This is a genomic window from Bacillus sp. OTU2372 (assembly GCF_038440275.1).
In the GTDB taxonomy this organism is placed as follows: Bacteria; Bacillota; Bacilli; order Bacillales; family Cytobacillaceae; genus Neobacillus; species Neobacillus bataviensis_B.
In genome coordinates this window covers 1-23515 of record NZ_JASATK010000036.1, presented here as the reverse complement: position 1 = coordinate 23515, position 23515 = coordinate 1, and the positions used below count along the sequence as shown (strand labels likewise).

Sequence of the window (23515 nt, the reverse complement as noted above, 5' to 3'; positions counted from 1 at the left end):
ACTAATAATATTGTCAAAACTGAGAAGTGAAATATGAGGATTAATAGAGGTGGTAAAAATGAGGAAAATAAATAAATTAGCAGATTTATGTTGGGAGGGCTTAACATTACGACACGTATCTAATAAAGAGGTGGTTATTCCCTATCTAGTATTTTTTATCCTTACATTTATTTTTGAGCTGTTTTTATCTTTTTTGTTCATCTTTTCTTTTTTTATTTTTGATAGCTTTGGATATAAACCTAATTTTCAATACTACATAAGCGGTGGTATTTTAATTCTTATGTTAATCATGACGGGAAGCGCGGGGACGGTTCTCCTGCTTCCAAAGAAGCAATAGAACCGTCCCCGCGCTTCGACCTTAGTCTAATATTCTTACTTTTACATTTTTACGGCCCCATTGAAGTGCTTGTTTTACAGTAGGAAAAAGTACATCAATTTTTCTTCCTTTAATTGCGCCACCTGTATCGCCTGCAATCGCTTCTCCATAGCCTTCTACCCAGACTTTGGTACCGATCGGGATTACTTTCGGATCTACCGCAATCAGCTTCATGTTTGGATTTTTACGAATATTGTAGCCTGCAGCCGTCATTCCACTAGAGGATTCCAGCGGTGTATAAGCCGTTGCTTCAACAATGAACTCTGCTGCTGCTTTTACAGCGGTTTTAACTATAAATTGCTTACTTACATAACCTGTTCGGCCATTAAAACTAATTTGATACCAGCCGTTTCCAAGGTCACGTTTTACGCTGACAGCTTGTCCCCTATTTAGTTTGCCAATCGAGGCGTAATTCGTACCAGCTCCGGAACGTACATTCAGAGAAGTGGCATTGACGTAATAAGTTCCGCTAGTTGCAGTTCCACTAGATGTCGTGCTTGTTTCTTTTGTATATTGTGAGCTTATATAACCGATTTTACCTTTATAACTAATCTTTAGCCAGCCATTCTGACGACTCTTCACGTCCAATGCCTGACCATTTGTTACTTTTCCAATGATGAGAGAGCTCGTAGCGGGACTTTGACGTACATTCAATACATTTGCATTGACAACGGTAGCCGCTTCAGCCGATGCCGTAAAAAGTCCAAACCCAATAAATGCAGCAGCTGCCATACTGATTATTTTCCTCATATGTATGTATCCTCCAGCATTTCTCTTTTTTTCCATTATAGCAACTACAAAGTTAAAATAGAGAGAATACTAGAATTATAAATGAATTTGTAAATTTTTTAATAGTTTTGTAACATTTTGGAGCATGGGGACGGTTCTCATGCTTCTGTCAGGAATGAAACCATTACTCAATAGGAAAAGCTGCCATTATGTGGCAGCCTTTCTTTAAATCTTAATACTCATTCATTGAAGAAAATTACACACTTGTCTCTTTTTCAGCAACTCTTTGTTTATGTTCAAGATACCCGCTAATTTTAACCGACTTATTTTTATAAATAGAACGTAAATTGATATCAATCAAGGACCCAGCAATCAAACCTAAAAAAACAACTGTTATTGAAAAAACATCGGATCTTAAGGCGAAAAACAGAGCAACAACACATAAGGCTATACTAAAGAAAAATTCACTTACTAAAAAATGGATTTTTTCCAATTCGCACACTCCTTATTATTAATACAAATTAAGTTCTCGGATAATTGTCTATTTCCTTTTTTCTTCTTCGTTTTTTTTAAAATAAGCCTTTTCTCCTGGTAAAAAAAAGCTTGGGTAATAAAAACTGGATAGCCTTTTAAGACTATCCAGCACATCTATGCCAAAACTTTATAATTTTTGTGTGCAATGACTGTTATATTTTCTTTAAACTCCAATTCGGTATTATTTTCAGTTATCTTCGTAATCACAGAATTATCATAAACCTTCTCAACGATCCCTTTGACTCCATTTTTAAAAAAGATACGGTCGCCTATTTCTGCTTTCTTTTTGGCTTTGAATAACATATGAATCCCCCTCCAAATGAAATTAATTCCACTAAAGAATCTTGATTTGACCCCATTCTAATAAAAACAATTATTCCATGCTATTGTTTTTGTCTTTTTTAATAGAAAAGTAAAGTTTGTCATTTAACGACCCATGGTATTGTGATATAACTGCAATTTTTGTAACTTAATTAATATTTATTATCTGAATATTTTGTGTTATAATTACTCTAACAACTTATATATATTATAAAGTTGGAGGTTTACAAAAAACACAGAAGGAGGAATTGTTAATGGATATTTGTATTAAATGTGGAGAAGAATTAGCGATTATGGAAAGGAATCGAGTGGAATGCTGGGAGTGCAGAGACTCAACAATAGAAGCTTATGCAGAAACAGATTAATGGAAGGGTAATAGCTCATTTTTTCCATATCTCCCCTATGGAGCTAACCACTTTCATTCAAATCAAGCATCATGTTGTGCAACATTCCCTCGAGTCTACTTCTCAATCAGATTGTTACGGTAATTTCTCTTGCGTATAGAATCGCCAGCCATTTGAAGATACTGGCAATGGAGTTCAATCGAATAAGTGTAAAACTAATTTCATCTGCCAAACAACGAGTTAATACAGCGATTTTTTCCACTTTATAATCTCTAAGAATCAAATTCAGTTAAATCTAACTAATCCCACCATAAAGGTGGGATTTTTCATTATTTCTAGTGTTCTCCCCTACGAGCTTCATTCAAAAATTAACAAAACTTGGTTTGTGTGAATATAGACGAATTACCTAATCTTGAATTTTTGGTTATAATAGAGGAATATGGATTTTTTTAAAAGGAGGTTGCGGCCTTGGAGTCCACACCTGCTAGTGAACAAATGGAATATTTTGAGGAACAAGTTCGGGAGATGCTCGTTCCCACAGATACAGAGGATGCGAAGCTTGTCCAAAAGGGATTAATGCTGTACCGCCAAGGGGTGGTGAAGCAATTACAAATATTTAATGATAAAATCACGTCTACCGTCCAAGACGTGACGCCTTGCTATGTGAAGCTCGATTTGGTGTTCGCTTCGATGAGTACGTGTTCGTGTCCTGGTGAGGGCTTTTGCCGCCATCAGATTGCGACCTTTTTCGCTGCTTTTTCCAAGTTTGGCAGTGTTGGGGACTGGGTAACAGCGTGGCGAGAGCCTGCACGCGAGCAGAAGGAGGCTTCCGACTGGGGCATGCAGACAGCCAAGGATTTGATTAAGGCGAACGGTATCTTGAAGCCAGACTACAGCCGTTGGGTGCAGTCGTTTGAGGTGAGCTTTGACACGCTGCTTGGATCGAAAAAGTATACGAGCCCTTATGTGATTCCAGAGTTGTACGGGATTTATGAGCGGCGTATCCATGCGGGCGCGCCAGTTGAGCAAGAATGGCGGTTGCTATATGAAATGGTTGCGATTGTGGTGTCATTCCGAAAACTGGCGGCGCTAAGTGAATCTCTTGGGCATGATGAGGATACGGTAAGGCGTGCCTATCTTCACTTATTTCACAATTTGTTAGATGATGCGGAAGAACTCGCTATTAAAATTGGCGTACAGTCGCTGCCATTTGCGTTTGATGAGTTTATTGAGCGGCTGAAGGATGATGCGTTTGACCTCTTGCGGTGTGCGAATGGGTTGGAGCTTGAGCGGATTCATTTGTACCGGCATTTGTGGGTGGTATTTTTCAAAAAAAAGGCTTGGCGTGAGGCTGAGTTGACGAAGATTGAGGCCGCACTGAAAGGGCTTCAGGATTGGGAGAGTCCGCTGGTACTGATGGTGGCCGGGGTTCATCTGAATCTGCTCATCGGGAATGATGAGGCGGCGCTGAAGCTGATCGGCCAGTTTACCGATGAGGAGATTGTTCCTTATCTGCTTTATTGGATTGAGTATTTGTCCGTTTTGAAGGCGTGGCGCCGGGTTGGAGTTTTGATTGAGTTATTTTTGCAAAAAGTGAAGGCGTATTTGGCGGCGTTAGGCGGTTATCATAGCTGTGTGACGTTTGCCCGAAGTGCGATAAAAAGTGTGACCAATTATTGTGGAGAGAATGAGCGGTTCGATTTGTATGAGCGCGCTTTGCTTGTGATGCTGCCATATAGTTTTGGGGAGTATGAGTATTTGTTGTTTGAGCGCAAGCAATATGATCGCTGGGGCGAGCTTCAGGCGTTTGTTGGGCTGGATTTTTATGATTTGCCGAAGGATCGCTTGAAGGTGATTGAGAAGGAGCGGCCTGAGGTGCTGCTGGGGATGCTTCATCAGACGGCGCAGCGGGAGATTGATCAGAAGAACCGGTCGAGCTATAAGATGGCGGTGCGGCATTTGAAGAAGCTGCGGACGTTGTATAAGAAGTTGAAGCGTGTGGATGATTGGGAGTATTTTCTGGAGACGCTAATGGATCGGACGAAACGATTGCGTGCTTTTCATGAGGAGTGCCGGCGGAGTAAGTTGGTGGATGTTTAAAAAAGGTTGCCAGTGGGCTATCCGGTATTTTTTCGGTGGTCACTGGCTTTTTTTGCCCCAACCTGCATGACCTTTTCCTTCTATAGGCACAAATATTCTTTTTTTGTGACCGTATCGCCATGGTTTCTTCTTGCTACGGGCACAATTATTTATTTTTGTGACCGTACCGCCATGACTTTTTCCTTCCACGGGCACAATTATTTATTTTTGTGACCATACCGCCATGACTTTTTCCTTCCACGGGCACAATTATTTATTTTTGCAACCGTACCGCCATGACTTTTTCCTTCCACGGGCACAATTATTTCTTTATTGTAACCGTACCGCCATAACTTTTTCTATTTCACGGGCACAATTATTTATTTTTGCAACCGTACCGCCATGACTTTTTCCTTCCACGGGCACAATTATTTCTTTTTGCGACCGTACCGCCATGACTTTTCCCTTCTACGGGCACAATTATTTCTTTATTGTAACCGTACCGCCATAACTTTTTCTATTTCACGGGCACAATTCACCCTAACTCAATTCACAAAACACTTTATTTTTAATAACTGCTTCACTATCTCCTTATTCCGCTGTTTAAACACTTGAATATGTGAAGACACCATCGCACTTTTTTGAGCATCCGGCTGGATAAATTGTTTGGCTTTTGGGCTTCACTTTTCTTTAGACAATCATTTCATAAACACCTATCATTATTAACAGGAACCCCGCCACAATATTTGAGTATTTGCCAATGTTCTTCCCACAAATCTTATTCCCAAGTTTTAATCCACACCAAATGGATATAACCGAAAACAATCCAATCGAAAATGTTGTTAAAGCTGGAGAAACTCCTGTTATTCCTGCCCCTAGTCCCATCGCCAGGCAATTTATAGCTAACGCAAATCCTAAAAAAATCGACTCTTTTAATGAGATAACTTGATCATCATTTACATCCGCTAAATCGGGATGAGTTATCACTTGTGAATAATTTGAATCAATTTTCACTTCACCCGTCTCATTTTTTTCAAATAAGGATTCCAGTATGCATTTAATTCCAATGCAAATGATTATTAATCCTCCTACCAGATTGGCAATTTGGATAGAGATAAAAGCTGAAATCAATCTTCCTGCTATTATTGAAAAATAAGCACATAACATAGAAATGATGCCGATAATCAAGTTAGAAATAAACGGAATTCGTGTTGATCTTAATCCATATGAAACACTTATTCCTAAATTATCAAGATTGGAGGCAATACCAATTAATAAAACAGATAAAAGGTGCATATTTTTCCTCCTATGGTTTCCATTGGTCTAAGTCGTTCTTTATGTGTATTTATATATTCAAATGGTTTTAAATATGTTAAAAGAAAGTATTTGTCCCTACCCTACAGAATCCATTAAGACAAAAAAAAGAACTCAATTTGAGTCCCTTTTTAATTAATAACTATTTTCATTTTTATAAAATGCTAATAAATATGATTGTCCCTCTTTTCATCAACATTTAGAGCAGGAATTTGTTTTTGTCTATAAACTATTTTAGATAACAAAATGCTGATTTCATACAACAATATTAGTGGTATAGCCACTGAAATGTGAGAAATAAATTCTGGCGGTGAAATCATGGATGCAATTAATACTAGTATTAAATAAGTATATTTTCTTAGTTTAACTATCTTGTAGGGATTAACCAGACCTAAAGTGGTTAAAAACATGGAGACAAGTGGCATTTCAAAAGCTACCCCAAAAGGTAAAGTCATATTAATTAAAAAACTAAAATATTTATCTGCTGTAAAAGAGGTGGTCATTAAATCCTTGCCCAAATTAATGAGAAACCGCATGATATTTGGAAAAATAAAATAATAACCAAATGCCAATCCCCCTACAAAGAGAAAAAACATAGCAGGTATATACGCTAATGTAACTCTTCTTTCCAATGGTTTTAAGGCTGGTTTGACAAATAGCCAGATTTGCCATGCAGCCACTGGGATAGTCCCAGCTACCGCAACAACTGTGGCAATGTGAAAATAAATCCACATAATATCACTTGGTCCCAAAATCATTAACTTGTATCCTAAATCACCCATGAAAAAAAGATATATATTTTTCACATAAACGAGTCCTAAAACAAGAAATAAAATGAAAGCAACCGCAGAAATAATTAATCTTTTTCGCAATTCATCAAGATGCTCAACAAAATTCAGTTCTTTATCCATCACGTGCCACGCCTGCCTGTAAGAAATGTATTATCTTTTCCATCTTTATTACGATGATAAAAACTCATTTAATGCTGTCCTATTTTCATTAAGGTTGATACTTAGCACTGCACCTACACCATCATATTTTTCATTCGTAAATGACCCATTGACAGGAATACGCATTGATTTCATGTCATTTGATTTATTAGTAAGCAGGTCTTTTCCCACTGAGAATAAAGTAGCTGTATCCATATTGGTATCAACGTAAGGATTAAGAACACCTAAAATTTTGGGAAGTTTTATAATGCTCCCCATACTCAAAGCCTCGTCCTTCAACTTTCTAATGACTTCCTGCTGTCTTTGAACGCGACCAAAATCACTTAATTTATCATGTCTGAAGCGGACATATCCTAATAATTTATCACCATGTAAACTTTGTTTGCCAGCGTTTATGGTTGTTCCAATTCCATACGTCATTTCATGAGGAACATCCACTTCAATTCCATCTGGTGCAATTATATCTGCGACTTTAGAAAACCCTTCAAAATCCACAACTGCATAGTAATTTATATCAATATTAAAATTTTCTTTTATAGTTTGTCTAAGGAGCTCTGGTCCACCGTAAGCATACGCTGCATTTATTTTTTGCTCACCGTGTCCTGGTATATTGACATAAGTATCTCTCATAATAGAAATCAACTTTGATTGATGGGTTTCCTGATCATAATGGGCAATCATGATTGAATCGGTTCTTGCGTGTTCTTCCCCACGTGAATCACTTCCCAAGAGGAGCACATTGATTCTGCCAAACTTTACTTCCTCCCCTTGAAAAGCACTGGCTGCTTTTCCATCATCTTTAAATTTGCCGTCTGTCGCCAGCGATACACCTTGTTTATATTGATAAACTGTATAAGCACTCACGCCTGCAACCATTAAAATAAATAATAACGAAATAACCCTTTTCCATCTTACTTTTCTTCTCCTGCCCGCTCTTTCCATAAAACACCTTCCAGGTATTATTGTAAATTAAGTCTTTTACTTTACATTCAATAAATTAGTTACAATTTGGATTGCCATAGCATCATCAATATAACCGATTGGAAATATGTAATCTGGAATGACATCCACTGATACAATAAAATAGATTAGTGCACTTCCTATTATCGCAAGTTCTCGTGATGTTCCCCTATTCAAACGGAATTTCTCATACAAGTCTTTAAGCTGACTTATAAATGGACCAATGCTGGCAATTTTCTTCAGCTTTTCACCAAAATTATTAAGAATATTTCCTTTTCCCTCTTCAGTTTGTGCATATTGTTCATAATGAGCTAATTGACGCTCCACACTAACAATACTAAATTGATTATCTATTATATTTGAGGATTCAAGTAAATTTTGAATACTTTGAACAGACTTGAGAATATCGGATTGTTGTAATCCCTCTTGTTTCATTGAATAACCTGCAATCACAAATAACTCTGATAGAGGGACATTTAAATGTTCAGCAAATTTTTGTAAATGACCCGTATTCGCCTTACGTTTGCCGTTTACAATCCTTGAGATCGTGGCTGTGTCTATACCAGTAAGCTCACTAAACTTTCGCATGGATAACGAACGTTCTTTTAACAATCTCTTTAAAAACCAACCAAGTTTATTATCTATTTTTTCATCTGACATTTTTGCTTACCTTTCCATTCTTTATTTAACAAATACTTATGAAACTATTAATATGGAATATTTCAAAGGAAATTAAAAAGTCCTCCTAAGAAATATATATATTCGTTGACAATTTGTCAACATTCGATTTTGGTTGTCAAAGCCTTTTGCTCTACTTATTGCCATTATTTCATAGGGAGAAGGGAAAAGGTCTAAGTGCATCTTCCAGAAACCATCGAAATGATCCTTTACTATTTGACAAAAAAGGTACCAAGCCCCCGGGCCTAGTACCTCCAATAGAAAACTAACTAATTTTTTTACTTTCCAATTTCTGGTGGAACCTAGGATCCTTCGGGATACTTGGATCCACTCCTCTTAACGGCGGAATTTGAGCACAGATTAATTGAACAGGAATGATATATTCATAGGTTTTATAAAATGGATGATTAATGAACTCCGCTTTCATATTTTGCGGACTTTCCTTAACATCACGGCCAATCACATAAATATTCTCTGTCCAACCGGATAGCACCTCAATCAATTTTTCAACCCGCTTCTCTACACCTGTATCCAGAATGATAATAGTAGAATCCTGATTTACTGCATTATAGATGCCATGAACAAACTCCTCAAACTCATAGCCAGTCACCGGAATACGCATCGTTTCAAGTAATTTCAATGCACTCTCTAATGTATCACCGTAAATTTCACTTGTACCAACCACGCGAATATCCTTCGCTTGAGACAACTTTTCTTTATTCATCTCAATCCATTGAAGGGCTGCATCATAGGTTTTCAAGAACTGATCTGTTGTCTTTTCTAAATCGTTAATTTCCTTCGCATAGTCATCGGCTGATAGTTTACCAGTTTCACGTGCCAACTGAAGAGCAAGCAAAGTGAGATTTAACTTCGTACAATAGAAACCTTTTGTCTTTGCACCAGCCGTTTCTTCACCACATTGTACAGTCAGGATAAAATCAGCTACTTCGTCGATTAATGCATCTACTTGACCAGCCATCGAGGCTGTCATACAACCAGACTCTTTTGCTATTTTCATAGCATTATAGGTAGAATAGCTGCTTCCACCTTGGGATATACCGATTACCAAGGTTTTCGAAGAATCTCCAATAAAGGTCTCAGTGTTTATCGCAAATGGATAGTATGCATCAACTAGAACTCCTGCAAAATGCTGAATTAATTTTTGCGTTTGAAGTCCAGAGTGAAAGCTGGTTCCTGAACCAGTCACCACAATACGGTTAATTTCCTTTGTTCTCACCTCAGCGAATAGCTGATCTGCCTTTTGAATGATTTCCTTCATTTTTACTGGTGTTTCTTGCATGTAATCTTCAATTCTCATGATTATAATCTCCTTTTATTATAAAATTTTAGCCCAGTGAACTAAGATACCAAATGCGATAATTCCTAGAGTAAGTTTTGTAATGCTGACTTTCTTTTTCATTAATCCATATACGGCGAAGGTCACTAATAATGGAAGCATATTAGGGAAAATTTGATTTAAGATATCTTGGACGACTACTTTTGCTCCGTTAATATTAAATTTGAGCGGGGTGGTGACATTTAGCATCGTCGCGACCATTCCCCCGACTACGACCAGCCCGACTGTGGTCGTCATTGCCATGATTTTTTCCATTAGGCCTTCTTTTTGGATTCTTTCCAATGAATTAACCCCAACACTGTAGCCAAGTTTTAAACCGGCAACCCGTACAAACAAATGAGGGATATTATAAAGTAGTAAGAATAAGATGGGTCCAAAAATGTTTCCGGCGGTTGCAAGTGAAATCCCGATACCGGCCGCAATCACACGGAAGGTCCCCCAAAATAGCGAGTCACCAATCCCGGCCAGCGGTCCCATTAATGATGCCTTTACCGCACTAATTGAATTCGAGTCAAAGTAAGGGTCATTCGCGTTTTGTTCCTCAAGTGCGGCTGAAATCCCCATAATCGTCGTTCCGATAGCCGGTGTAGTATTAAAAATTTCTAAGTGGCGGTTGAGTGCTTTTATCTGATCATCATGATTGTCATACAATTTTTTAATAACAGGAATCATCGCGTAGGCGTATCCTAAATTCTGCATCCGCTCATAGTTAAATGCACCCTGCAGGGCAAATGATCTCCAAAAAACCTGGCGCAATTCTTTTTTCGTAACCTTCTTTTCACTAGTCAAAGTCGATCTCTCCTTGCGTTAGATTATTGTAGTTCACATCATTAGCCTGACCGTCTTTCGTTTGGTTATTTATGAGTAAATTAACGATAACCGCAATACAAGCACCGAATAACGCAATCGCTGTTATATTTAATCCTAAGTAAGATGCACCCAAGAATCCTAAGAAGAAATAAACGCCCAATTTCTTTGAAAACAACATGTCGAGTAGTAACGCAAATCCGACAGCAGGTAATAGATTTCCAGCTACTTTTAATCCGCCAAGAATGGTTTCCGGTACGGCGTTGACTAACGCTTTTACTTCTTCTGCCCCTAACATAATGGCTAAGAAGGTTGGAACAAATACGCTTAGGAAGAATAGTACCGGTGGAATCCACATCATTAGTGTCACACCACGGAAATCAGCCTTTGCAGCATATTTATCAGCCTTATGCAAAAAGTAACCATTAACGATCCTTACTAATACACCTAACGACTGTGCTAAGACGGCGATTGGAACCGCAAGTACTAACGCTACTTCTGCACCTTGACCTGATAGGATGGCAAAAGCTGTTCCTAGAATTCCGCCTGTAACCACGTCCGGAGGTGTTGCTGCGCCAATCCCGGCAATCCCCATCCAAATCAGTTCCAATTGTGCGCCAATAATGACACCCTGCTTGACGTCGCCAAGCACCAACCCTACCAGTAGACCTGTAACTAACGGACGTTCTAACATTAAGACCCCAAATATCCTGCTATCCAAAATACAAATTCCGGCAATGATTCCTAACATAATTGCCTGAGCTAACATCTTAACCCCCGCCTTTATATTTTTTTATAGTAAGTCTTTTAAGCCCTTTTTCTTATCGCGCGGCAGCATTCTAAATTCCAGTTCAACACCTTGCTCCATCATTTCTTTAAAGTTGGCGAGATCCTGTTCATCGACAGCTACTAAATCGGTTAGCTTCCTCTTTCCTTCTGAATAACGCAATCCGCCCACATTAATCTCCTTTAGGGCTCCTCCGGAAGTTTTTACAAGTGCTAACGCATCATCCGTATTTTTCACGAGGACTAAAACCTTATTTTTTTGTGAGGCTGCGAACTTTTGGACGATCTCTCCCGATTCCTCAACACCGCGAATATATAGATTCACATTGGCGGGCTTCGCTAGGTTGAGAGCCATTGCTTTCATCTGGTCTTTTTGAGCTTCATCGTTTACGACAAGAATGACATTCACCCCAAGCGATGCTGTCCAGCCATAGGCTACCTGTCCGTGTATTAAGCGGTCATCAATCCGTAATAATGAGATCATCCACCAAACTTCCCTTCTGTGCTTCTAGTAATTTATTAACATGAATAATGCCGTCTTTGGCCGCCTGGATACCCTCTTCGATCGTAGCGGCAATGCTTTGCTCCTCACCTGCTAAAATCATCGTGAGCATCATTGGTAAATTTAAGCCTGAGATAATATCAAAATCATTTAGTTCCAGTAATAATTCGGTACAAATATTTGTTACGCTGCCTCCAAACACATCCGTCAAAACGATAAAATGTTCTTCCCCCTTTTTCGATGTTAAGATCTGTCTCAATTCCTCCTTTGCCGAATCGCCCGATTTCATCTTCGTCATCCTAAAGTAAGAAACATTTGCTGTCTGACCAGCTATTAACTCCACTGTTTCTATGAATGCTTTGGATAACTCCCCGTGCGTGGCAATTAAAAAATGTTTCATCCCACATCCTCCTTTTTGATGTTCGCTCTTTTATAATGCAAAAAGCATGCCAACTAGTGACATGCTTATTTAAAAATAGAAAATCCTCTAAATAAACTCCTTCTGCCGCAACGTTTTAGCCTCAATAATATTAAAAATATAACCGATCTCCGGAAGTGTGATTTGCACACTATATTTATCTTCAAGCACACTGAAGGCATTTTGGATCATCTTAATTTCTTTTGTGTGCTTTTGCTCGAATACTTTTTGATTCGGGTACTCCGTGATCGGCGCCTTCCTAATTAAGCGCTCAATCATGCAGCTCACATGGACAAATAACGCAATCTTTTTGTCGTTAGAGAGCTTTTGTCTCATTTGGTTTTCAAGTTGGATGATTCCCTTTTCGACTTGGCGGATCACTTTTTCTGTGTCTAAAATCGTCAGTGAATCGATGACCCGGCTGAGCGAGAAATTCATGATAATCTTGTCATTTACTTTTCGAATGGTTTCAGCATCAGCAATTTTCCCAAAAATACGAACCACATCCGCTTCGCCTTTGCCTGAGATAATATCCTCTAATGAGATAAAATTGATTCCCTCCACTTTAGGGTTGGCAGTGCCGACAATCGCTAAGACATCATAGAGCCTAAGCGGTGCCTCATTCATCCCATTCTTTTTCAATCGTTCAAAATCATGGGCAACCACCTTAATATTCAATAAATCTCCAATACTTTCTATCAGTAATTCTTGTATTTGGGTAGCTGTACCGATCCCGGTAAAACAAGAGGTTACAATCGCGTATTCCTTATTTTTAGCCGGATAATAGAGATTAATGTTTGGCTGGACATATTGCTTTAGTGGCTGGACCATTTCTTCGACTGTTTTCCCCTGCAGCAAATAATTTCCGATTTCTAATGCAAAGGAAGTAGAGACCTGATCAATAAAAAGCATCGGTCCATCAATCGAATCCTTTATTTTGTCATGGATAAAATTTAATGAGCCCATATCGACAAGGACGACTAAACCACTTGCGGTATCATTATCCTCCATGTACTGAAGCATTTTTTTCGTAATATCGAGAACCGTAGACTCAACAGGCATATCAATGGAATCAAACACATTTACCCCGAGCAGCCTGTTACATACGTTTGCAATACTACTGGCTGTAGCATATCCATGGGCAATAATCATCGCTTTGACACGGTTATCCGTTTGGATTATTTTTGCTTTGCATAAAAATAGGACCATGATGATGATGTCTTCAAGATAGAGATGAAGGTCCATTTTCCTTTCAAAATAGGACATCAACTTTGTAAGAATCGAGTACTCCATTTTGAAGTGTTCCCTCAGATACTGGAGCATTTTTTTCGATAAAATGTCTTCGTGTTTCGTTAAACTAAACGGATTGGATTTGAAAAACAGGTAGGAGGATAAGGTATAGACACTATTGCCATCATATTTAACATTGTAGTTCACTTCCAGATACCTGAAGATATCCTGTAAAGACGAAACGGTATATTCCATCATTAAATTATTAAACTCGTTTGGTCTTTCAAAAATCAGCTTGTCCATCATAACCGTTATTTCTTCTGTACATTTCTCCATGAAGACTTTTTCAGGCCAGTTACTCTTATCTAATTTCTGAAAATAGTTTAAGCAATTTTGAAAGGTTTGTTCAATCAGGTTAATCTTCATTTCATTCACATGACTGAGGAATTGTTTACTTTCTGGAAAAAATACTACGCTGCCTTCCTTTGATGCGTAATGGTCAAATAAGTGAGGTGAACTTTGATATATTTTTTTTGGCAGGTCCTGTAAGGTTACATGGATTTTGTCCATCAGCTTTGTTTTTTTTGTAAGGGCAAAGCCGCAGGTGTACTTGATGATATTTTTGCATTCACCGATATTCCCAACAAAATGGTACTTATCTAGAATATCTAGTGTTTTATTTGTTACTTCAATCGGGACTCCAAGTAGTTTACTCTCTTCCATAAAGAAGTAGTGGATAAACTGGCATTTTTCATCCTGTCCCCGGTTTTCCAGGCTTGGTACATTCACAGTAATGGGAATTCTTCTTAGGAACGTATCTAAGAAGACAGATAAGCTTTCCGTGGTTGCAAAAATTAAGCGTACCTTCGATTTTCTGAGCACATCTGTTTCCCCCAGACGTGTAAACGTTCCTTGATCCATAAAGGTAAATAATTTTTCTTGACCTTCTTTATTCAGCCGGTGGACTTCATCTAAAAATAAAATCCCTTGGTCAGCCTGTTCAATTAGTCCAATTTGGTCCTTAACAGCGCCCGTAAACGATCCTTTGGTGTGTCCAAATAGGAAACTAGATAATAACTCCGGATTATTGGCATATTGGGCACAGTTAAAGACGTAAAACGGAGCATGATCTCCAATGATTTTTTTCATCCGTGTATAATCATAGATCAATTTTGCGAGGAAGGTCTTCCCTACCCCCGTAGGTCCGAGGAGCATCAAAGGCAGACCATTATCTGGATAGAAAATCGCGGTTTTAATTTGCTCAACCGGCTCCTTTAAACTTTTTTCATATCCAATCAAGCTTTTAAATAGATCCTCGGAGTGATCGGTATACACTTCGCTTTTTAATGTTTCAAAGCTATCATATTGATGATGATTTAAGCCTCCGTACTCTTTTTCCAATGTCTCTTTATGTAAGAAACAAACAGGTCGTGTGTTCACTTTCAAAAGGATGCTTTTCTTGACTAACTCATTTAAAAGTCTGCTTGCCCGAGACCGATCCATACCAAAAGAATTAGCGATTGTCTCTGTTTGATACGGTTCCAGCTTTATTCCGTTTTTAAAGGAAAATTGTGAGGTTACGTCTTTCATGTATACTACAATCTCTGAATTCAAGGCTCCTCCTCCTCTGTAGATTGATTGTACTAATAGATTGAAATTTTAAATAATTTGCTTTTATTATACAGAAATCCTGAAATTTTTTGAGTTATTTTTTAGAAGAATTTCTTGAGAGGGTTTGCTTGCATAGATGGGCGTTGGGGGAAACGCAGGGAGATTAAGCATCGCTTGCCATTCTCCTAACGGCAAACGATGCTTTTTTATAAAAGGGACCTGCTATTTTTCTACCTGGCTGCGCTCGTAACAGCACTAATTTTATTAATTGCTTTACTATCTCCTTGTTCCGCTGTTAGGGGGGAATCAAGAACTATAATCGTCCTCTTCCCATTCCAATATGTATATACTTTTCTTGATAATTATTAGAAAACCAGTTATCGATAATATTATCTAAAATTGGTAATATATCAGGGGTGAAGTTAGTGGAAATCTTTCAAGTTCCTTGTTTAACTATATTTATTTTACATAATGTTTTTTAAAATCTGGGTGAATAGAGAATTTATGGCGTAAATTCACGAGGTTTTTCCCAAAACTTCCCTCTAAAAGTTCTCTATGTTTCTCCATAATTTCCATAAGATACAAATCATGAATCATGACTTCTGTAATTGGCATGACTAAACCTACATGCCTTGTCCATGCTGCACGGCTATCTTTCCCCAGCGAGACAATACCTGCTACTACTTCTGAATCATCTGCACTAATAACAATCCATCGTCCACCATACTCTTCTGTAATTTCATGACCCATATAATGAAGGTAAGCATTAGCAAAATCAGAGGCGATTTCCCCATAAGCAATAATTGTTACGTTGACCCCTCTTTTTGCTGCCTGCCTTAGTTCAGACTCCAATTCTTCAAATTCCTCTTTCCAAACCTCTAAGAGAATTCTTTTTTTTGCAGATAATATACAATCTTTTACCTTATCGATTATTTCATTGCGTCCCGTGATATTCCAGATATTTTCACGGTCATTTGCAGAACGTTCGAACTCCGCTAATGATTTTTCTGCCAGTTCAAAATTCTCTTCTGCTTCCCTCCGGCGGTTTTTAATTAGCTCCTTTGCAGGAACAGGAGTATACTGTGGCGTGTTTCCAGGACTAACCAGAATATCTCCTCGTATGGCGAGACTATCTAGAACTTCATATATTCTTGAACGTGGTACACCAGAATTTTTCGCTACTGCATATCCAGTTAATGGAGATTCCTCCAATAAGGTAAGATACGCTTTCGCTTCATATTCGGTAAAATTTAGATTCTTTAATGTTTCAAAAATGATTTCTTTCATAAACCCTCCAACATAATATTAGTCGCTACCTTAGTAACTAATATTTTATCAAAATCTGTTGATTATTTCCAAATGCTTCTGATATACTCATATAAGTAGTTACTTTGGTAGTCACTATTAAAAAAGGAAGGGAGAAACAACATGGAGAGCTTACTAACATACATTTCAATTGCTGCAATGATGGTTGTTATACCAGGAGCAGATACTATGCTTCTGGTGAAAAACACGCTCAGATATGGTCCAAAAGCTGGACGTTATACGGTTCTCGGAATGGCAACGGGACTTTCTTTTTGGACGCTTATTGCTATTCTTGGATTATCTGTTGTCATTGCAAAGTCTGTAATTCTTTTTAGTACAATCAAATATTTGGGAGCTGCTTACTTAATTTATTTGGGTATAAAAAGTTTTTTTGCTAAAAGTGTGTTTTCTTTAGAGGAAATTAAAGCACAAGCGAATACACCTGCCAATTCTTCAAGTCGGCATAATAAAGAGTCCTTTATGCAAGCATTACTAAGTAATGTTCTTAATCCAAAGACTGTTTTGGTTTATATAACTATCATGCCTCATTTTATCGATTTGAACGGAAATGTAAATCAGCAATTGATTGTGTTAGCATCCATCCTTACTTTACTTGCTGTATTGTGGTTTCTAACCCTTGTTTATGTAATTGATTACGCAAAAAAATGGTTGAATAACTCCAAATTCCAGAAAGTATTCCAAAAATCAACTGGCTTAATGTTAGTAGGTTTTGGCATTAAAACAGCGATTTAAATTTCATTTATTAATACTCCTAATTCAACTTTCTCCGTTCAGACAACTGAACGGTTTTTCTTTTTTGTCCTCAATTGCTTCAAACATGCAACTAACATTATTGTTTAACTAAAAACATTTGGGAGCTTATTAGCAACTAACCTCCATACATCTTCAAACATTTCCTTATAAAACTCATTATCCCAACGGTCTGCAAAATATGGATTATGGAAATATACAAATGCCGTAATAATAGCATTGCCTGATTGTTTTACTCCACTAATGGACTCGGCTTTATGCGCTAATTGTTGCAAATGCTCAAAGCATATATCGGTAAAGAAACTAGTAAATAGTAAAATGTAGTAAAGGTAAGAAAATTCGCGATTGCACTACTAATGAAATTTTTTGTCCATAATTTTGGCTTGGTCATTTTACTCTCCTAATTAAATTTTAGTTATCAAACCTCTTAGCTCCTTCTTCTGCTTCCCTAATTGAACTATTATAGTTAAACCGCCCTATACCTAAAGGTAAGTACGGGTTGTAAGAGGTGGGGGACAACCACCCCCCGCCCACCGTTACAACTTGTGACATAGATGTTTGTTGTGAGTAATTATTTTTCAGTTGCGATATTACCCATTGATATAGAGATTCTATTCCAACTGTTTATTTGATTGATTATTAGTATAAGATCAACATATTGTCTCTCGTCAAAATGTTCACGTACTCTCTGATAAAGTTCATCAGGTACACGTTTTGTCGGGATTAAAGTCACGTACTCTGTCAACTCAAGAGCTACCTTTTCTGCATCTGTGTAAAATGTGCACTCTCTCCAAGCACTAATACAATATATTCGTTTTTCCGTTTCTCCCATTTTTCTAGCATCAGCTGAATGCATGTTAAGACAATATGCACAACCATTTATTTGAGAAGCTCGAATTTTGATAAGTTCACGAAGATTACGGTCTATACCTGTTGTTTTCGTATACTTCTCCATTTCCATCATGATTTTAAGTGCTTCTGGTGCTACATTGTAATAATCAACTCGTTGTTCCAATTTAATTACCTCCTTATATTTCTTTTCCTTTAAGACAGTATTAATTTAGTTGCTAATCTTGAAGCAGCTTCTTCAGCTTCTTTATATGCTTTTTGTAATACTTCATTTGGTTCTAGTAAAGCAGTTCCTTGTGCCCGAATGATTTGATAATTTTCAATACCAAGGAAATTGAACATTGACTTCAGGTATTTATTAGAGTAATCAACTTCTGTATACCAATCATTATTGGTATAGATTGCTCCGCTTGCTTGTATGACAAGCATTCTTCGTCCGTCTTTAAGTAGACCCACTGAGCCATTTTCAGTATATTTAAAAGTTTCGCGTGCGATCATGATATTGTCCATATAATCTTTTAACTTTGATGGAATATTAAAATTATGCAAAGGTAAAACGATGACGTACGTATTTGCACTTTTAAATTGTTGCAAGATCTCGGACATACGCTCCGTTACTTTTTGTTCTTGGCTAGTTAGCTCCTGTTCTTTTTTTTGTTGTTCCCATGCACTTAAAACCGTTTTATCTATCATCGGCACTACATCACTGTACAAGTTAATCTGTTCAATTACTTCGCTATCATGAATTAATCCTTTATAAGCTTTCAAAAAGTGGTTAAAAACTTGCAAGCTAACTGAAGAAGTATCATCTGTTTTTGGATGTGCGTTAATAATTAGTGTTTTGTTCATTTGTATTTCCCCTTTAAGTTGAATTTCAGGATACAATTATAGACTATATTAATCGTCGATTAGCATAGTCTATAATATACATTGTAATTATTTTTGTCAAATGAATATGATTTACCCAAAAAAGATTGCTTTTATTTGACTAACACTCTAAATATTCCTAAGATAAAAATGATAACCTTTAAAATCAAAAGCAGGTGAGTTTATATTGCAGTATAGTGTCGGAGTTGAATATGCTTTACATTGTCTAGTTTATTTAATTGATGTTCCTTCCAATGAAAGTGTTGGGATAAAGGATTTGGCAGAATTCCAAGGACTTTCTGAAACATTTCTTTCAAAAGTTTTTGGTAAATTATCTAAGGCTGGCATTGTAAGTTCTGTACCTGGTGTAAAGGGAGGATACAGGTTATCGATGTCCCCAGAAGATATTTCCTTTTGGGATGTAATTGAAGCAGTTGAAGGTCCTAAACCTATTTTCCAGTGTAAAAATATCAAAGACAATGGATATTTGTATAGAGAAAACTGCTGTTCAGTTCCCTCCTCTTGCACCATCAATTTAGTTATGCTGTCTGCGGAAGAAAAAATGCGTGAATACTTGCGTAGTAAAACACTGGCATGGTTAAATGAAGAGCTTGATCGTGTCTTACCTATACAAATACGTAAAGATACTCGGAAATATTTTTCGAAGATCAACATATAAAAAAACCTCTCGTGAAATTCCTAATTAACAGGAATTTAGAGAGGTTTTTTTGTTTATTTTCAAGGAAAACCCATCGTTCAATTTTCTATAATAACTAGAACCACTCTTCAACTAACCCCGTTACTTCAACAAGAAAAGCTTCCAAAACGACTGCTCCTTTCTTTCGCTCAGGCACCTTTAATTTATCAAAAAATTGAAGCCACTTATGTTCTGATTCGTTCAATTCTATCGCATATCGAAGCCATTGTTTCTTCTCATTAGCGAGATAGTCCTTTATTATCATACAGTTGTGACCTCTGAAAGAGATGAAACAATTTTGCTTGATAAATTGGTACACTTTTTTCCAGTTAGAAACGTACTTTTTCTTACTCGGTTGCATGAGTTGAGGATCAGAGCTCATTTTGACTTTTTTTGAGCTAATGGTTGCAGTTTAATTGGTGGAAATAAAGATTTTTTTAACGATAATCATAGGCAGAACAAAGATAGTCCTCTCTATTCATAATTTTCAAAAGTAATACGGAGCTTTTGCTTTAAGGCATATTCAATTTACTTTGTCAATATGAATAGAGCAAAGGGATTATTTCGGGGAGGTTAGATAATGAACGGGGATCATACATCTTTGCATGCTGATACAGGTGTTACATCTGGATTGTTTGTTGAGCGTTCTTTAAATGAAATTCGTTTTTGGGCTAGGATCATGAAAGAACATTCTTTATTTCTTCGATTGGGTTTTAGAGCTGAAGATACTCAACTAATTCAAGAGGCTAATCAATTTTATCGCTTATTTGAACACATCGAACAAACTGCGCACTCCTTTAATAATCAAACAGACCCCGAACAAATAAGAAGATTTAATTCAGAGGTACAACAAGCTGCAACTAATATTTTCGTATTTAAACGGAAAGTATTAGGACTAATTCTCACATGCAAATTACCGGGGCAAAATAATTTCCCACTATTAGTTGACCATACAAGTAGGGAGGCTAATTACTTTAGAAAACGATTAATTGAATTAAATGAAGGAAAATTACAAGCGCTTCCAGATGCCATTATTAAAGAAAATGTCTTCTTCTTAAGGATTATGGCAGACCATGCCAAATTTATTGGTCATCTTCTTGATCCCTCAGAAAGAAAACTAGTTGATCTAGCACGGAATTTCAGCAATGATTTTGATCAATTACTGTATCAAGCAAGGGACTTAGAATCTATGAAGCCACAATCTCAAACAGTTCCTCTTTTAGATCAATTCCTTGATCAAAATCGGGTGTCGGTCGCATCTCTTAGGGACTTCAAGAAAACAGCCCGTGATTTAATTGAGCAATGCAAAATAAAAAGCATTATTCATCCTCTATTAGCAGACCATGTTTTCAGGGAAGCCGATAGGTTCCTTGAAATCATTGATATGTTTGACGCACATCTTACAGGCGGTACTCGATAACCTAGATAACAGAAAAAGTTAAAGAATGTGCATGTTGAGTTAATAAAACATGGGTGCTTGAATTAAATCTCGAGTTGCGTCGGCAGCTCTTTTTTTATTAATATTTACAAGATTGTGATGAGTTGCACTTAAAGTAAAGGGTGCTTGAGCGAAACAAGGAGTTGTAGTTGCGGCTCCTTTTTCTTGTTCCACTAACTTGGCAGGTTTGTTGCAGAAGGATATTTTCTGTTTTAAGCGAATTAGAACTACAAACAAGCCTTAAACGAATACAGGTATTGAAATAACAGGAACATAGGAGGTATGAGAAATGAAGATCAATAGAATAGATCATGTGAGTATAAACGTAAATGATCTTTCAGAGGCTAAAGCGTTTTTTCTTGATTTAGGACTTGAAGTGCAAGCGGAATGGGAATTGGATGGAGAACAGTTGGACAGAATAGTTGGGCTTAATGATGTTAAAACGGCATGTGTAGGATTGGGGATGCCAGATGGTCAGGCATGGATAGAGCTAGTCAAATTTTATACGCCGTCAGATGAAAAAGATAATCAGCAACCTTTTGCAAATACGCTGGGTATCCGACATATTTGCTTTGCTGTTGAAGATATTGAAGCTATTGTTGCAAAATTGAAAAAGAAGGGCACAGAAATCTTTAGTGAGATACAGCAATATGAAGAAAGTTATAAGTTATGCTACGTTCGTGGTCCTGAGGGAATTATTTTAGAGTTGGCGGAAAAAATCAGATAAATATCGAATGGGACTTTAAATGATTTAGATTCTAATTTCCATTTAAGTGTCTCTAAATTAGCAAAAACCAAGTCATTTAACTAGACGGTCACAACAGGCTTGATGGTCCTTTCTTATATTTTTCACCTTATATAAAAGGGCAATTTCTGGATTTAGATAAGGAATACCAGTTTCAGAACAATGCCCCACGTTTTATTAAATCCTGCCATTAAAGAGGTTTATTGATTAAACTAATTAAATGATTGGCGAATTCACCTACATCCGCGCTTTGAAATTTGATGTTTCCTGGGATAAAATATCTCTTAAAAACAGGCTTTGACAAAAACAAAGAGTCAACAAAGCCGTGGAACAAGCTGTACGGACAATTGTATAAGGAATAAAACTATTCTGCACCATATCAATGATTTGAAACGGATACTATATATAACTGAGACGTTAGTGGATCAACAAAAAATGCTTTACTCTTATGTAAATAAAGAACCCCCCACTTTAAGTAAAACACTACACAATCTTTCTTGTGGTAACAAATCAGATTCCTTTTTGTTTTATAATAAGATAATGAAAATAATAGATAAATTAGGGATGGCTAAGTTAAAAAAGTACAAAAAAAGCGCTTATATAAGCGCTTTTATACCTTTTAATTTTTTTACGCGCCTTAGAGGATTCGAACCTCTGACCGTACGCTTAGAAGGCGTATGCTCTATCCAGCTGAGCTAAAGGCGCATTATATGAATGGTGGAAATAGGAATTTGAACCCTCGCGCCGGTTACCCGACCTACACTCTTAGCAGGGGCGCTTCTTCAGCCTCTTAAGTACTTCTCCATAAAAAAAAAATGGCTCCGCAGGTAGGACTCGAACCTACGACCGATCGGTTAACAGCCGATTGCTCTACCACTGAGCTACTGCGGAACAAAAATATATTATTATGGTGGGCCTAAATGGACTCGAACCATCGACCTCACGCTTATCAGGCGTGCGCTCTAACCAGCTGAGCTATAGGCCCATATTGGTGGAGCGGGTGATGGGAATCGAACCCACTACATCAGCTTGGAAGGCTGAGGTTTTACCAGTAAACTACACCCGCAATATAAAGATTTGGAGGCAACACCCGGATTTGAACCGGGGATAAAGGTTTTGCAGACCTCTGCCTTACCACTTGGCTATGCTGCCTTAAAAATGGCTGGGCTAGCTGGATTTGAACCAACGCATGTCGCAGTCAAAGTGCGATGCCTTACCGCTTGGCTATAGCCCAATAGTTTTTTTAAAAAAAATAAAATGGGGCGGCTGATGGGAATCGAACCCACGAATGTCGGAACCACAATCCGATGCGTTAACCACTTCGCCACAACCGCCATATTCTTTTCTCTGGCAGGGGTAGTAGGAATTGAACCCACACCAAAGGTTTTGGAGACCTTCGTTCTACCTTTAAACTATACCCCTAAAATGGTGGAGGGGGACGGATTCGAACCGCCGAACCCTGAGGGAGCGGATTTACAGTCCGCCGCGTTTAGCCACTTCGCTACCCCTCCAAATATAGGATTAGTACAGCATTAAATGTAATGGTGGCTCAGGACGGAATCGAACCGCCGACACAAGGATTTTCAGTCCTTTGCTCTACCGACTGAGCTACTGAGCCACACAATCTATATATATATCAACAGTAGAGTTAACCTACTGGGATAAAAATGGCGGTCCGGACGGGACTCGAACCCGCGACCTCCTGCGTGACAGGCAGGCATTCTAACCAACTGAACTACCGGACCATATTGCGGGGGCAGGATTTGAACCTACGACCTTCGGGTTATGAGCCCGACGAGCTACCAGACTGCTCCACCCCGCGATAGTAAAAATTATTAAGTTTGGAG

Annotated in this window: 25 protein-coding genes, 12 tRNA genes and 1 pseudogene; 6 read left to right on the top strand and 32 right to left on the bottom strand. The window is 37.8% G+C overall.

Annotated elements, in window-relative coordinates; genetic code table 11:
• Window positions 1–58 precede the first annotated feature (58 nt).
• Entirely contained in the window at window positions 59–337 is a 279-nt protein-coding gene (locus tag AAHB15_RS27985; RefSeq protein WP_335574721.1) for a hypothetical protein, read from the top strand.
• Window positions 338–358: 21 nt separating this feature from the next.
• Here AAHB15_RS27985 and AAHB15_RS27980 read toward each other — a convergent pair whose 3' ends face one another.
• The 4 genes from AAHB15_RS27980 to AAHB15_RS27965 all read right to left on the bottom strand — a co-directional run bounded on the left by AAHB15_RS27980 (window position 359) and on the right by AAHB15_RS27965 (window position 2566).
• On the bottom strand, window positions 359–1126 hold the full coding sequence (locus AAHB15_RS27980) for an SH3 domain-containing protein (RefSeq protein WP_342043766.1): 768 nt from the start codon (window positions 1124–1126) through the stop codon (window positions 359–361).
• 235 nt (window positions 1127–1361) lie between these two features.
• On the bottom strand, window positions 1362–1598 hold the full coding sequence (locus tag AAHB15_RS27975; RefSeq protein ID WP_335574723.1) for a hypothetical protein: 237 nt from the start codon (window positions 1596–1598) through the stop codon (window positions 1362–1364).
• Window positions 1599–1753: 155 nt separating this feature from the next.
• Window positions 1754–1942: a DUF2187 family protein gene (locus AAHB15_RS27970; RefSeq protein WP_098532512.1), complete on the bottom strand. Its 189-nt coding sequence runs from the start codon at window positions 1940–1942 to the stop codon at window positions 1754–1756.
• A gap of 489 nt (window positions 1943–2431) precedes the next feature.
• Window positions 2432–2566 (bottom strand): hypothetical protein, encoded by a 135-nt coding sequence (locus AAHB15_RS27965; RefSeq protein ID WP_342043765.1) that lies wholly within the window; start codon window positions 2564–2566, stop codon window positions 2432–2434.
• Between the two features lie 206 nt (window positions 2567–2772).
• Between AAHB15_RS27965 and AAHB15_RS27960 the strand changes: the two genes are divergently transcribed.
• Window positions 2773–4404 carry an SWIM zinc finger family protein gene (locus AAHB15_RS27960; protein ID WP_335574725.1) on the top strand — a complete coding sequence of 544 codons (1632 nt, stop codon included), beginning with the start codon at window positions 2773–2775 and terminating at the stop codon, window positions 4402–4404.
• A 309-nt stretch (window positions 4405–4713) separates the two neighbouring features.
• Here the strand turns inward: AAHB15_RS27960 and AAHB15_RS27955 are convergent, their stop codons facing one another.
• The 12 genes from AAHB15_RS27955 to AAHB15_RS27900 all read right to left on the bottom strand — a co-directional run bounded on the left by AAHB15_RS27955 (window position 4714) and on the right by AAHB15_RS27900 (window position 16283).
• Window positions 4714–4839 carry a hypothetical protein gene (locus AAHB15_RS27955; RefSeq protein ID WP_342043764.1) on the bottom strand — a complete coding sequence of 42 codons (126 nt, stop codon included), beginning with the start codon at window positions 4837–4839 and terminating at the stop codon, window positions 4714–4716.
• A 234-nt stretch (window positions 4840–5073) separates the two neighbouring features.
• The gene (gene ytaF, locus AAHB15_RS27950; protein ID WP_342043763.1) at window positions 5074–5679 is read right to left on the bottom strand and encodes a sporulation membrane protein YtaF; all 606 of its coding nucleotides are present in this window, start codon (window positions 5677–5679) and stop codon (window positions 5074–5076) included.
• A 182-nt stretch (window positions 5680–5861) separates the two neighbouring features.
• Entirely contained in the window at window positions 5862–6611 is a 750-nt protein-coding gene (gene tatC, locus AAHB15_RS27945; RefSeq protein ID WP_342043762.1) for a twin-arginine translocase subunit TatC, read from the bottom strand.
• A 45-nt stretch (window positions 6612–6656) separates the two neighbouring features.
• On the bottom strand, window positions 6657–7589 hold the full coding sequence (locus AAHB15_RS27940) for an LCP family protein (protein WP_342043761.1): 933 nt from the start codon (window positions 7587–7589) through the stop codon (window positions 6657–6659).
• A gap of 36 nt (window positions 7590–7625) precedes the next feature.
• Window positions 7626–8267 (bottom strand): helix-turn-helix domain-containing protein, encoded by a 642-nt coding sequence (locus AAHB15_RS27935; protein ID WP_335574729.1) that lies wholly within the window; start codon window positions 8265–8267, stop codon window positions 7626–7628.
• 283 nt (window positions 8268–8550) lie between these two features.
• Window positions 8551–9603 (bottom strand): SIS domain-containing protein, encoded by a 1053-nt coding sequence (locus tag AAHB15_RS27930; protein ID WP_342043760.1) that lies wholly within the window; start codon window positions 9601–9603, stop codon window positions 8551–8553.
• 18 nt (window positions 9604–9621) lie between these two features.
• Window positions 9622–10431, bottom strand: a complete 810-nt coding sequence (locus AAHB15_RS27925) for a PTS system mannose/fructose/sorbose family transporter subunit IID (RefSeq protein ID WP_342043759.1) — start codon at window positions 10429–10431, stop codon at window positions 9622–9624.
• Complete coding sequence (locus AAHB15_RS27920; RefSeq protein ID WP_342043758.1) at window positions 10424–11218, bottom strand: PTS mannose/fructose/sorbose/N-acetylgalactosamine transporter subunit IIC; 795 nt, start codon at window positions 11216–11218, stop codon at window positions 10424–10426. The genes AAHB15_RS27925 and AAHB15_RS27920 overlap by 8 nt, the downstream gene beginning before the upstream one ends.
• A 24-nt stretch (window positions 11219–11242) precedes the next feature.
• Window positions 11243–11719 (bottom strand): PTS sugar transporter subunit IIB, encoded by a 477-nt coding sequence (locus AAHB15_RS27915; protein WP_342043757.1) that lies wholly within the window; start codon window positions 11717–11719, stop codon window positions 11243–11245.
• Window positions 11697–12137, bottom strand: a complete 441-nt coding sequence (locus AAHB15_RS27910; RefSeq protein ID WP_342043756.1) for a PTS sugar transporter subunit IIA — start codon at window positions 12135–12137, stop codon at window positions 11697–11699. Before AAHB15_RS27910 ends, AAHB15_RS27915 begins: the two co-directional genes overlap by 23 nt.
• 87 nt (window positions 12138–12224) lie before the next feature.
• Window positions 12225–14999 carry a sigma 54-interacting transcriptional regulator gene (locus tag AAHB15_RS27905; protein ID WP_342043755.1) on the bottom strand — a complete coding sequence of 925 codons (2775 nt, stop codon included), beginning with the start codon at window positions 14997–14999 and terminating at the stop codon, window positions 12225–12227.
• A gap of 456 nt (window positions 15000–15455) precedes the next feature.
• Window positions 15456–16283: a TrmB family transcriptional regulator gene (locus tag AAHB15_RS27900; RefSeq protein ID WP_342043754.1), complete on the bottom strand. Its 828-nt coding sequence runs from the start codon at window positions 16281–16283 to the stop codon at window positions 15456–15458.
• 141 nt (window positions 16284–16424) lie between these two features.
• On the opposite strand from AAHB15_RS27900, the gene AAHB15_RS27895 reads away from it, so the two are divergent.
• Window positions 16425–17054 (top strand): homoserine/threonine efflux transporter, encoded by a 630-nt coding sequence (locus AAHB15_RS27895; protein WP_342043753.1) that lies wholly within the window; start codon window positions 16425–16427, stop codon window positions 17052–17054.
• Window positions 17055–17643: 589 nt separating this feature from the next.
• Here the strand turns inward: AAHB15_RS27895 and AAHB15_RS27890 are convergent.
• Together AAHB15_RS27890 and AAHB15_RS27885 are read right to left on the bottom strand one after the other, a co-directional pair.
• On the bottom strand, window positions 17644–18087 hold the full coding sequence (locus AAHB15_RS27890; RefSeq protein WP_335574737.1) for a carboxymuconolactone decarboxylase family protein: 444 nt from the start codon (window positions 18085–18087) through the stop codon (window positions 17644–17646).
• Between the two features lie 29 nt (window positions 18088–18116).
• Window positions 18117–18770, bottom strand: a complete 654-nt coding sequence (locus tag AAHB15_RS27885) for an FMN-dependent NADH-azoreductase (RefSeq protein WP_342043752.1) — start codon at window positions 18768–18770, stop codon at window positions 18117–18119.
• Between the two features lie 205 nt (window positions 18771–18975).
• Between AAHB15_RS27885 and AAHB15_RS27880 the strand changes: the two genes are divergently transcribed.
• A complete protein-coding gene (locus AAHB15_RS27880; protein ID WP_342043751.1) occupies window positions 18976–19467 on the top strand; it encodes an RrF2 family transcriptional regulator in 492 nt (163 codons plus the stop codon).
• Window positions 19468–19561: 94 nt separating this feature from the next.
• Here the strand turns inward: AAHB15_RS27880 and AAHB15_RS27875 are convergent, their stop codons facing one another.
• A complete protein-coding gene (locus AAHB15_RS27875; protein ID WP_342043750.1) occupies window positions 19562–19750 on the bottom strand; it encodes a hypothetical protein in 189 nt (62 codons plus the stop codon).
• Between the two features lie 315 nt (window positions 19751–20065).
• Here AAHB15_RS27875 and AAHB15_RS27870 point away from each other — a divergent pair, with 315 nt between their 5' ends.
• Both AAHB15_RS27870 and AAHB15_RS27865 read left to right on the top strand, forming a co-directional pair.
• Window positions 20066–20905, top strand: a complete 840-nt coding sequence (locus AAHB15_RS27870) for a DUF2935 domain-containing protein (RefSeq protein WP_335574740.1) — start codon at window positions 20066–20068, stop codon at window positions 20903–20905.
• 307 nt (window positions 20906–21212) lie between these two features.
• The gene (locus tag AAHB15_RS27865) at window positions 21213–21650 is read left to right on the top strand and encodes a VOC family protein (protein WP_342043749.1); all 438 of its coding nucleotides are present in this window, start codon (window positions 21213–21215) and stop codon (window positions 21648–21650) included.
• A gap of 99 nt (window positions 21651–21749) precedes the next feature.
• Here AAHB15_RS27865 and AAHB15_RS30345 read toward each other — a convergent pair.
• The 13 genes and pseudogenes from AAHB15_RS30345 to AAHB15_RS27805 form a co-directional block, all read right to left on the bottom strand.
• Window positions 21750–21824: pseudogene (locus AAHB15_RS30345) on the bottom strand (nucleotidyltransferase domain-containing protein); the annotation flags it as partial.
• Between the two features lie 475 nt (window positions 21825–22299).
• Window positions 22300–22373 (bottom strand) — tRNA-Arg (locus AAHB15_RS27860).
• Between the two features lie 111 nt (window positions 22374–22484).
• Window positions 22485–22559 (bottom strand) — tRNA-Asn (locus AAHB15_RS27855).
• Window positions 22560–22576: 17 nt separating this feature from the next.
• A tRNA-Ile gene (locus AAHB15_RS27850) sits at window positions 22577–22653 on the bottom strand.
• Between the two features lie 7 nt (window positions 22654–22660).
• A tRNA-Gly gene (locus tag AAHB15_RS27845) sits at window positions 22661–22734 on the bottom strand.
• A 12-nt stretch (window positions 22735–22746) separates the two neighbouring features.
• A tRNA-Cys gene (locus AAHB15_RS27840) sits at window positions 22747–22820 on the bottom strand.
• A gap of 7 nt (window positions 22821–22827) precedes the next feature.
• Window positions 22828–22902: transfer RNA gene (locus AAHB15_RS27835), tRNA-Gln, on the bottom strand.
• A 24-nt stretch (window positions 22903–22926) separates the two neighbouring features.
• Window positions 22927–23002 (bottom strand) — tRNA-His (locus AAHB15_RS27830).
• Window positions 23003–23016: 14 nt separating this feature from the next.
• Window positions 23017–23090: transfer RNA gene (locus AAHB15_RS27825), tRNA-Trp, on the bottom strand.
• Window positions 23091–23094: 4 nt separating this feature from the next.
• Window positions 23095–23179: transfer RNA gene (locus tag AAHB15_RS27820), tRNA-Tyr, on the bottom strand.
• A 31-nt stretch (window positions 23180–23210) separates the two neighbouring features.
• Window positions 23211–23286 (bottom strand) — tRNA-Phe (locus AAHB15_RS27815).
• A 50-nt stretch (window positions 23287–23336) separates the two neighbouring features.
• Window positions 23337–23413: transfer RNA gene (locus tag AAHB15_RS27810), tRNA-Asp, on the bottom strand.
• 3 nt (window positions 23414–23416) lie between these two features.
• Window positions 23417–23490 (bottom strand) — tRNA-Met (locus AAHB15_RS27805).
• Window positions 23491–23515: the final 25 nt, after the last annotated feature.

Coding starts and splice junctions, on each gene's coding strand:
- AAHB15_RS27985 (WP_335574721.1), top strand. CDS start 59: ATGAGGAAAATAAATAAATTAGCAGATTTATGTTGGGAGGGCTTAACA.
- AAHB15_RS27980 (WP_342043766.1), bottom strand. CDS start 1,126: ATGAGGAAAATAATCAGTATGGCAGCTGCTGCATTTATTGGGTTTGGA.
- AAHB15_RS27970 (WP_098532512.1), bottom strand. CDS start 1,942: ATGTTATTCAAAGCCAAAAAGAAAGCAGAAATAGGCGACCGTATCTTT.
- AAHB15_RS27955 (WP_342043764.1), bottom strand. CDS start 4,839: ATGGCGGTACGGTCGCAAAAAGAAATAATTGTGCCCGTGGAAGGAAAA.
- ytaF (WP_342043763.1), bottom strand. CDS start 5,679: ATGCACCTTTTATCTGTTTTATTAATTGGTATTGCCTCCAATCTTGAT.
- AAHB15_RS27940 (WP_342043761.1), bottom strand. CDS start 7,589: ATGGAAAGAGCGGGCAGGAGAAGAAAAGTAAGATGGAAAAGGGTTATT.
- AAHB15_RS27935 (WP_335574729.1), bottom strand. CDS start 8,267: ATGTCAGATGAAAAAATAGATAATAAACTTGGTTGGTTTTTAAAGAGA.
- AAHB15_RS27930 (WP_342043760.1), bottom strand. CDS start 9,603: ATGAGAATTGAAGATTACATGCAAGAAACACCAGTAAAAATGAAGGAA.
- AAHB15_RS27920 (WP_342043758.1), bottom strand. CDS start 11,218: ATGTTAGCTCAGGCAATTATGTTAGGAATCATTGCCGGAATTTGTATT.
- AAHB15_RS27915 (WP_342043757.1), bottom strand. CDS start 11,719: ATGATCTCATTATTACGGATTGATGACCGCTTAATACACGGACAGGTA.
- AAHB15_RS27910 (WP_342043756.1), bottom strand. CDS start 12,137: ATGAAACATTTTTTAATTGCCACGCACGGGGAGTTATCCAAAGCATTC.
- AAHB15_RS27900 (WP_342043754.1), bottom strand. CDS start 16,283: ATGAAAGAAATCATTTTTGAAACATTAAAGAATCTAAATTTTACCGAA.
- AAHB15_RS27895 (WP_342043753.1), top strand. CDS start 16,425: ATGGAGAGCTTACTAACATACATTTCAATTGCTGCAATGATGGTTGTT.
- AAHB15_RS27885 (WP_342043752.1), bottom strand. CDS start 18,770: ATGAACAAAACACTAATTATTAACGCACATCCAAAAACAGATGATACT.
- AAHB15_RS27875 (WP_342043750.1), bottom strand. CDS start 19,750: ATGATAATAAAGGACTATCTCGCTAATGAGAAGAAACAATGGCTTCGA.
- AAHB15_RS27870 (WP_335574740.1), top strand. CDS start 20,066: ATGAACGGGGATCATACATCTTTGCATGCTGATACAGGTGTTACATCT.
- AAHB15_RS27865 (WP_342043749.1), top strand. CDS start 21,213: ATGAAGATCAATAGAATAGATCATGTGAGTATAAACGTAAATGATCTT.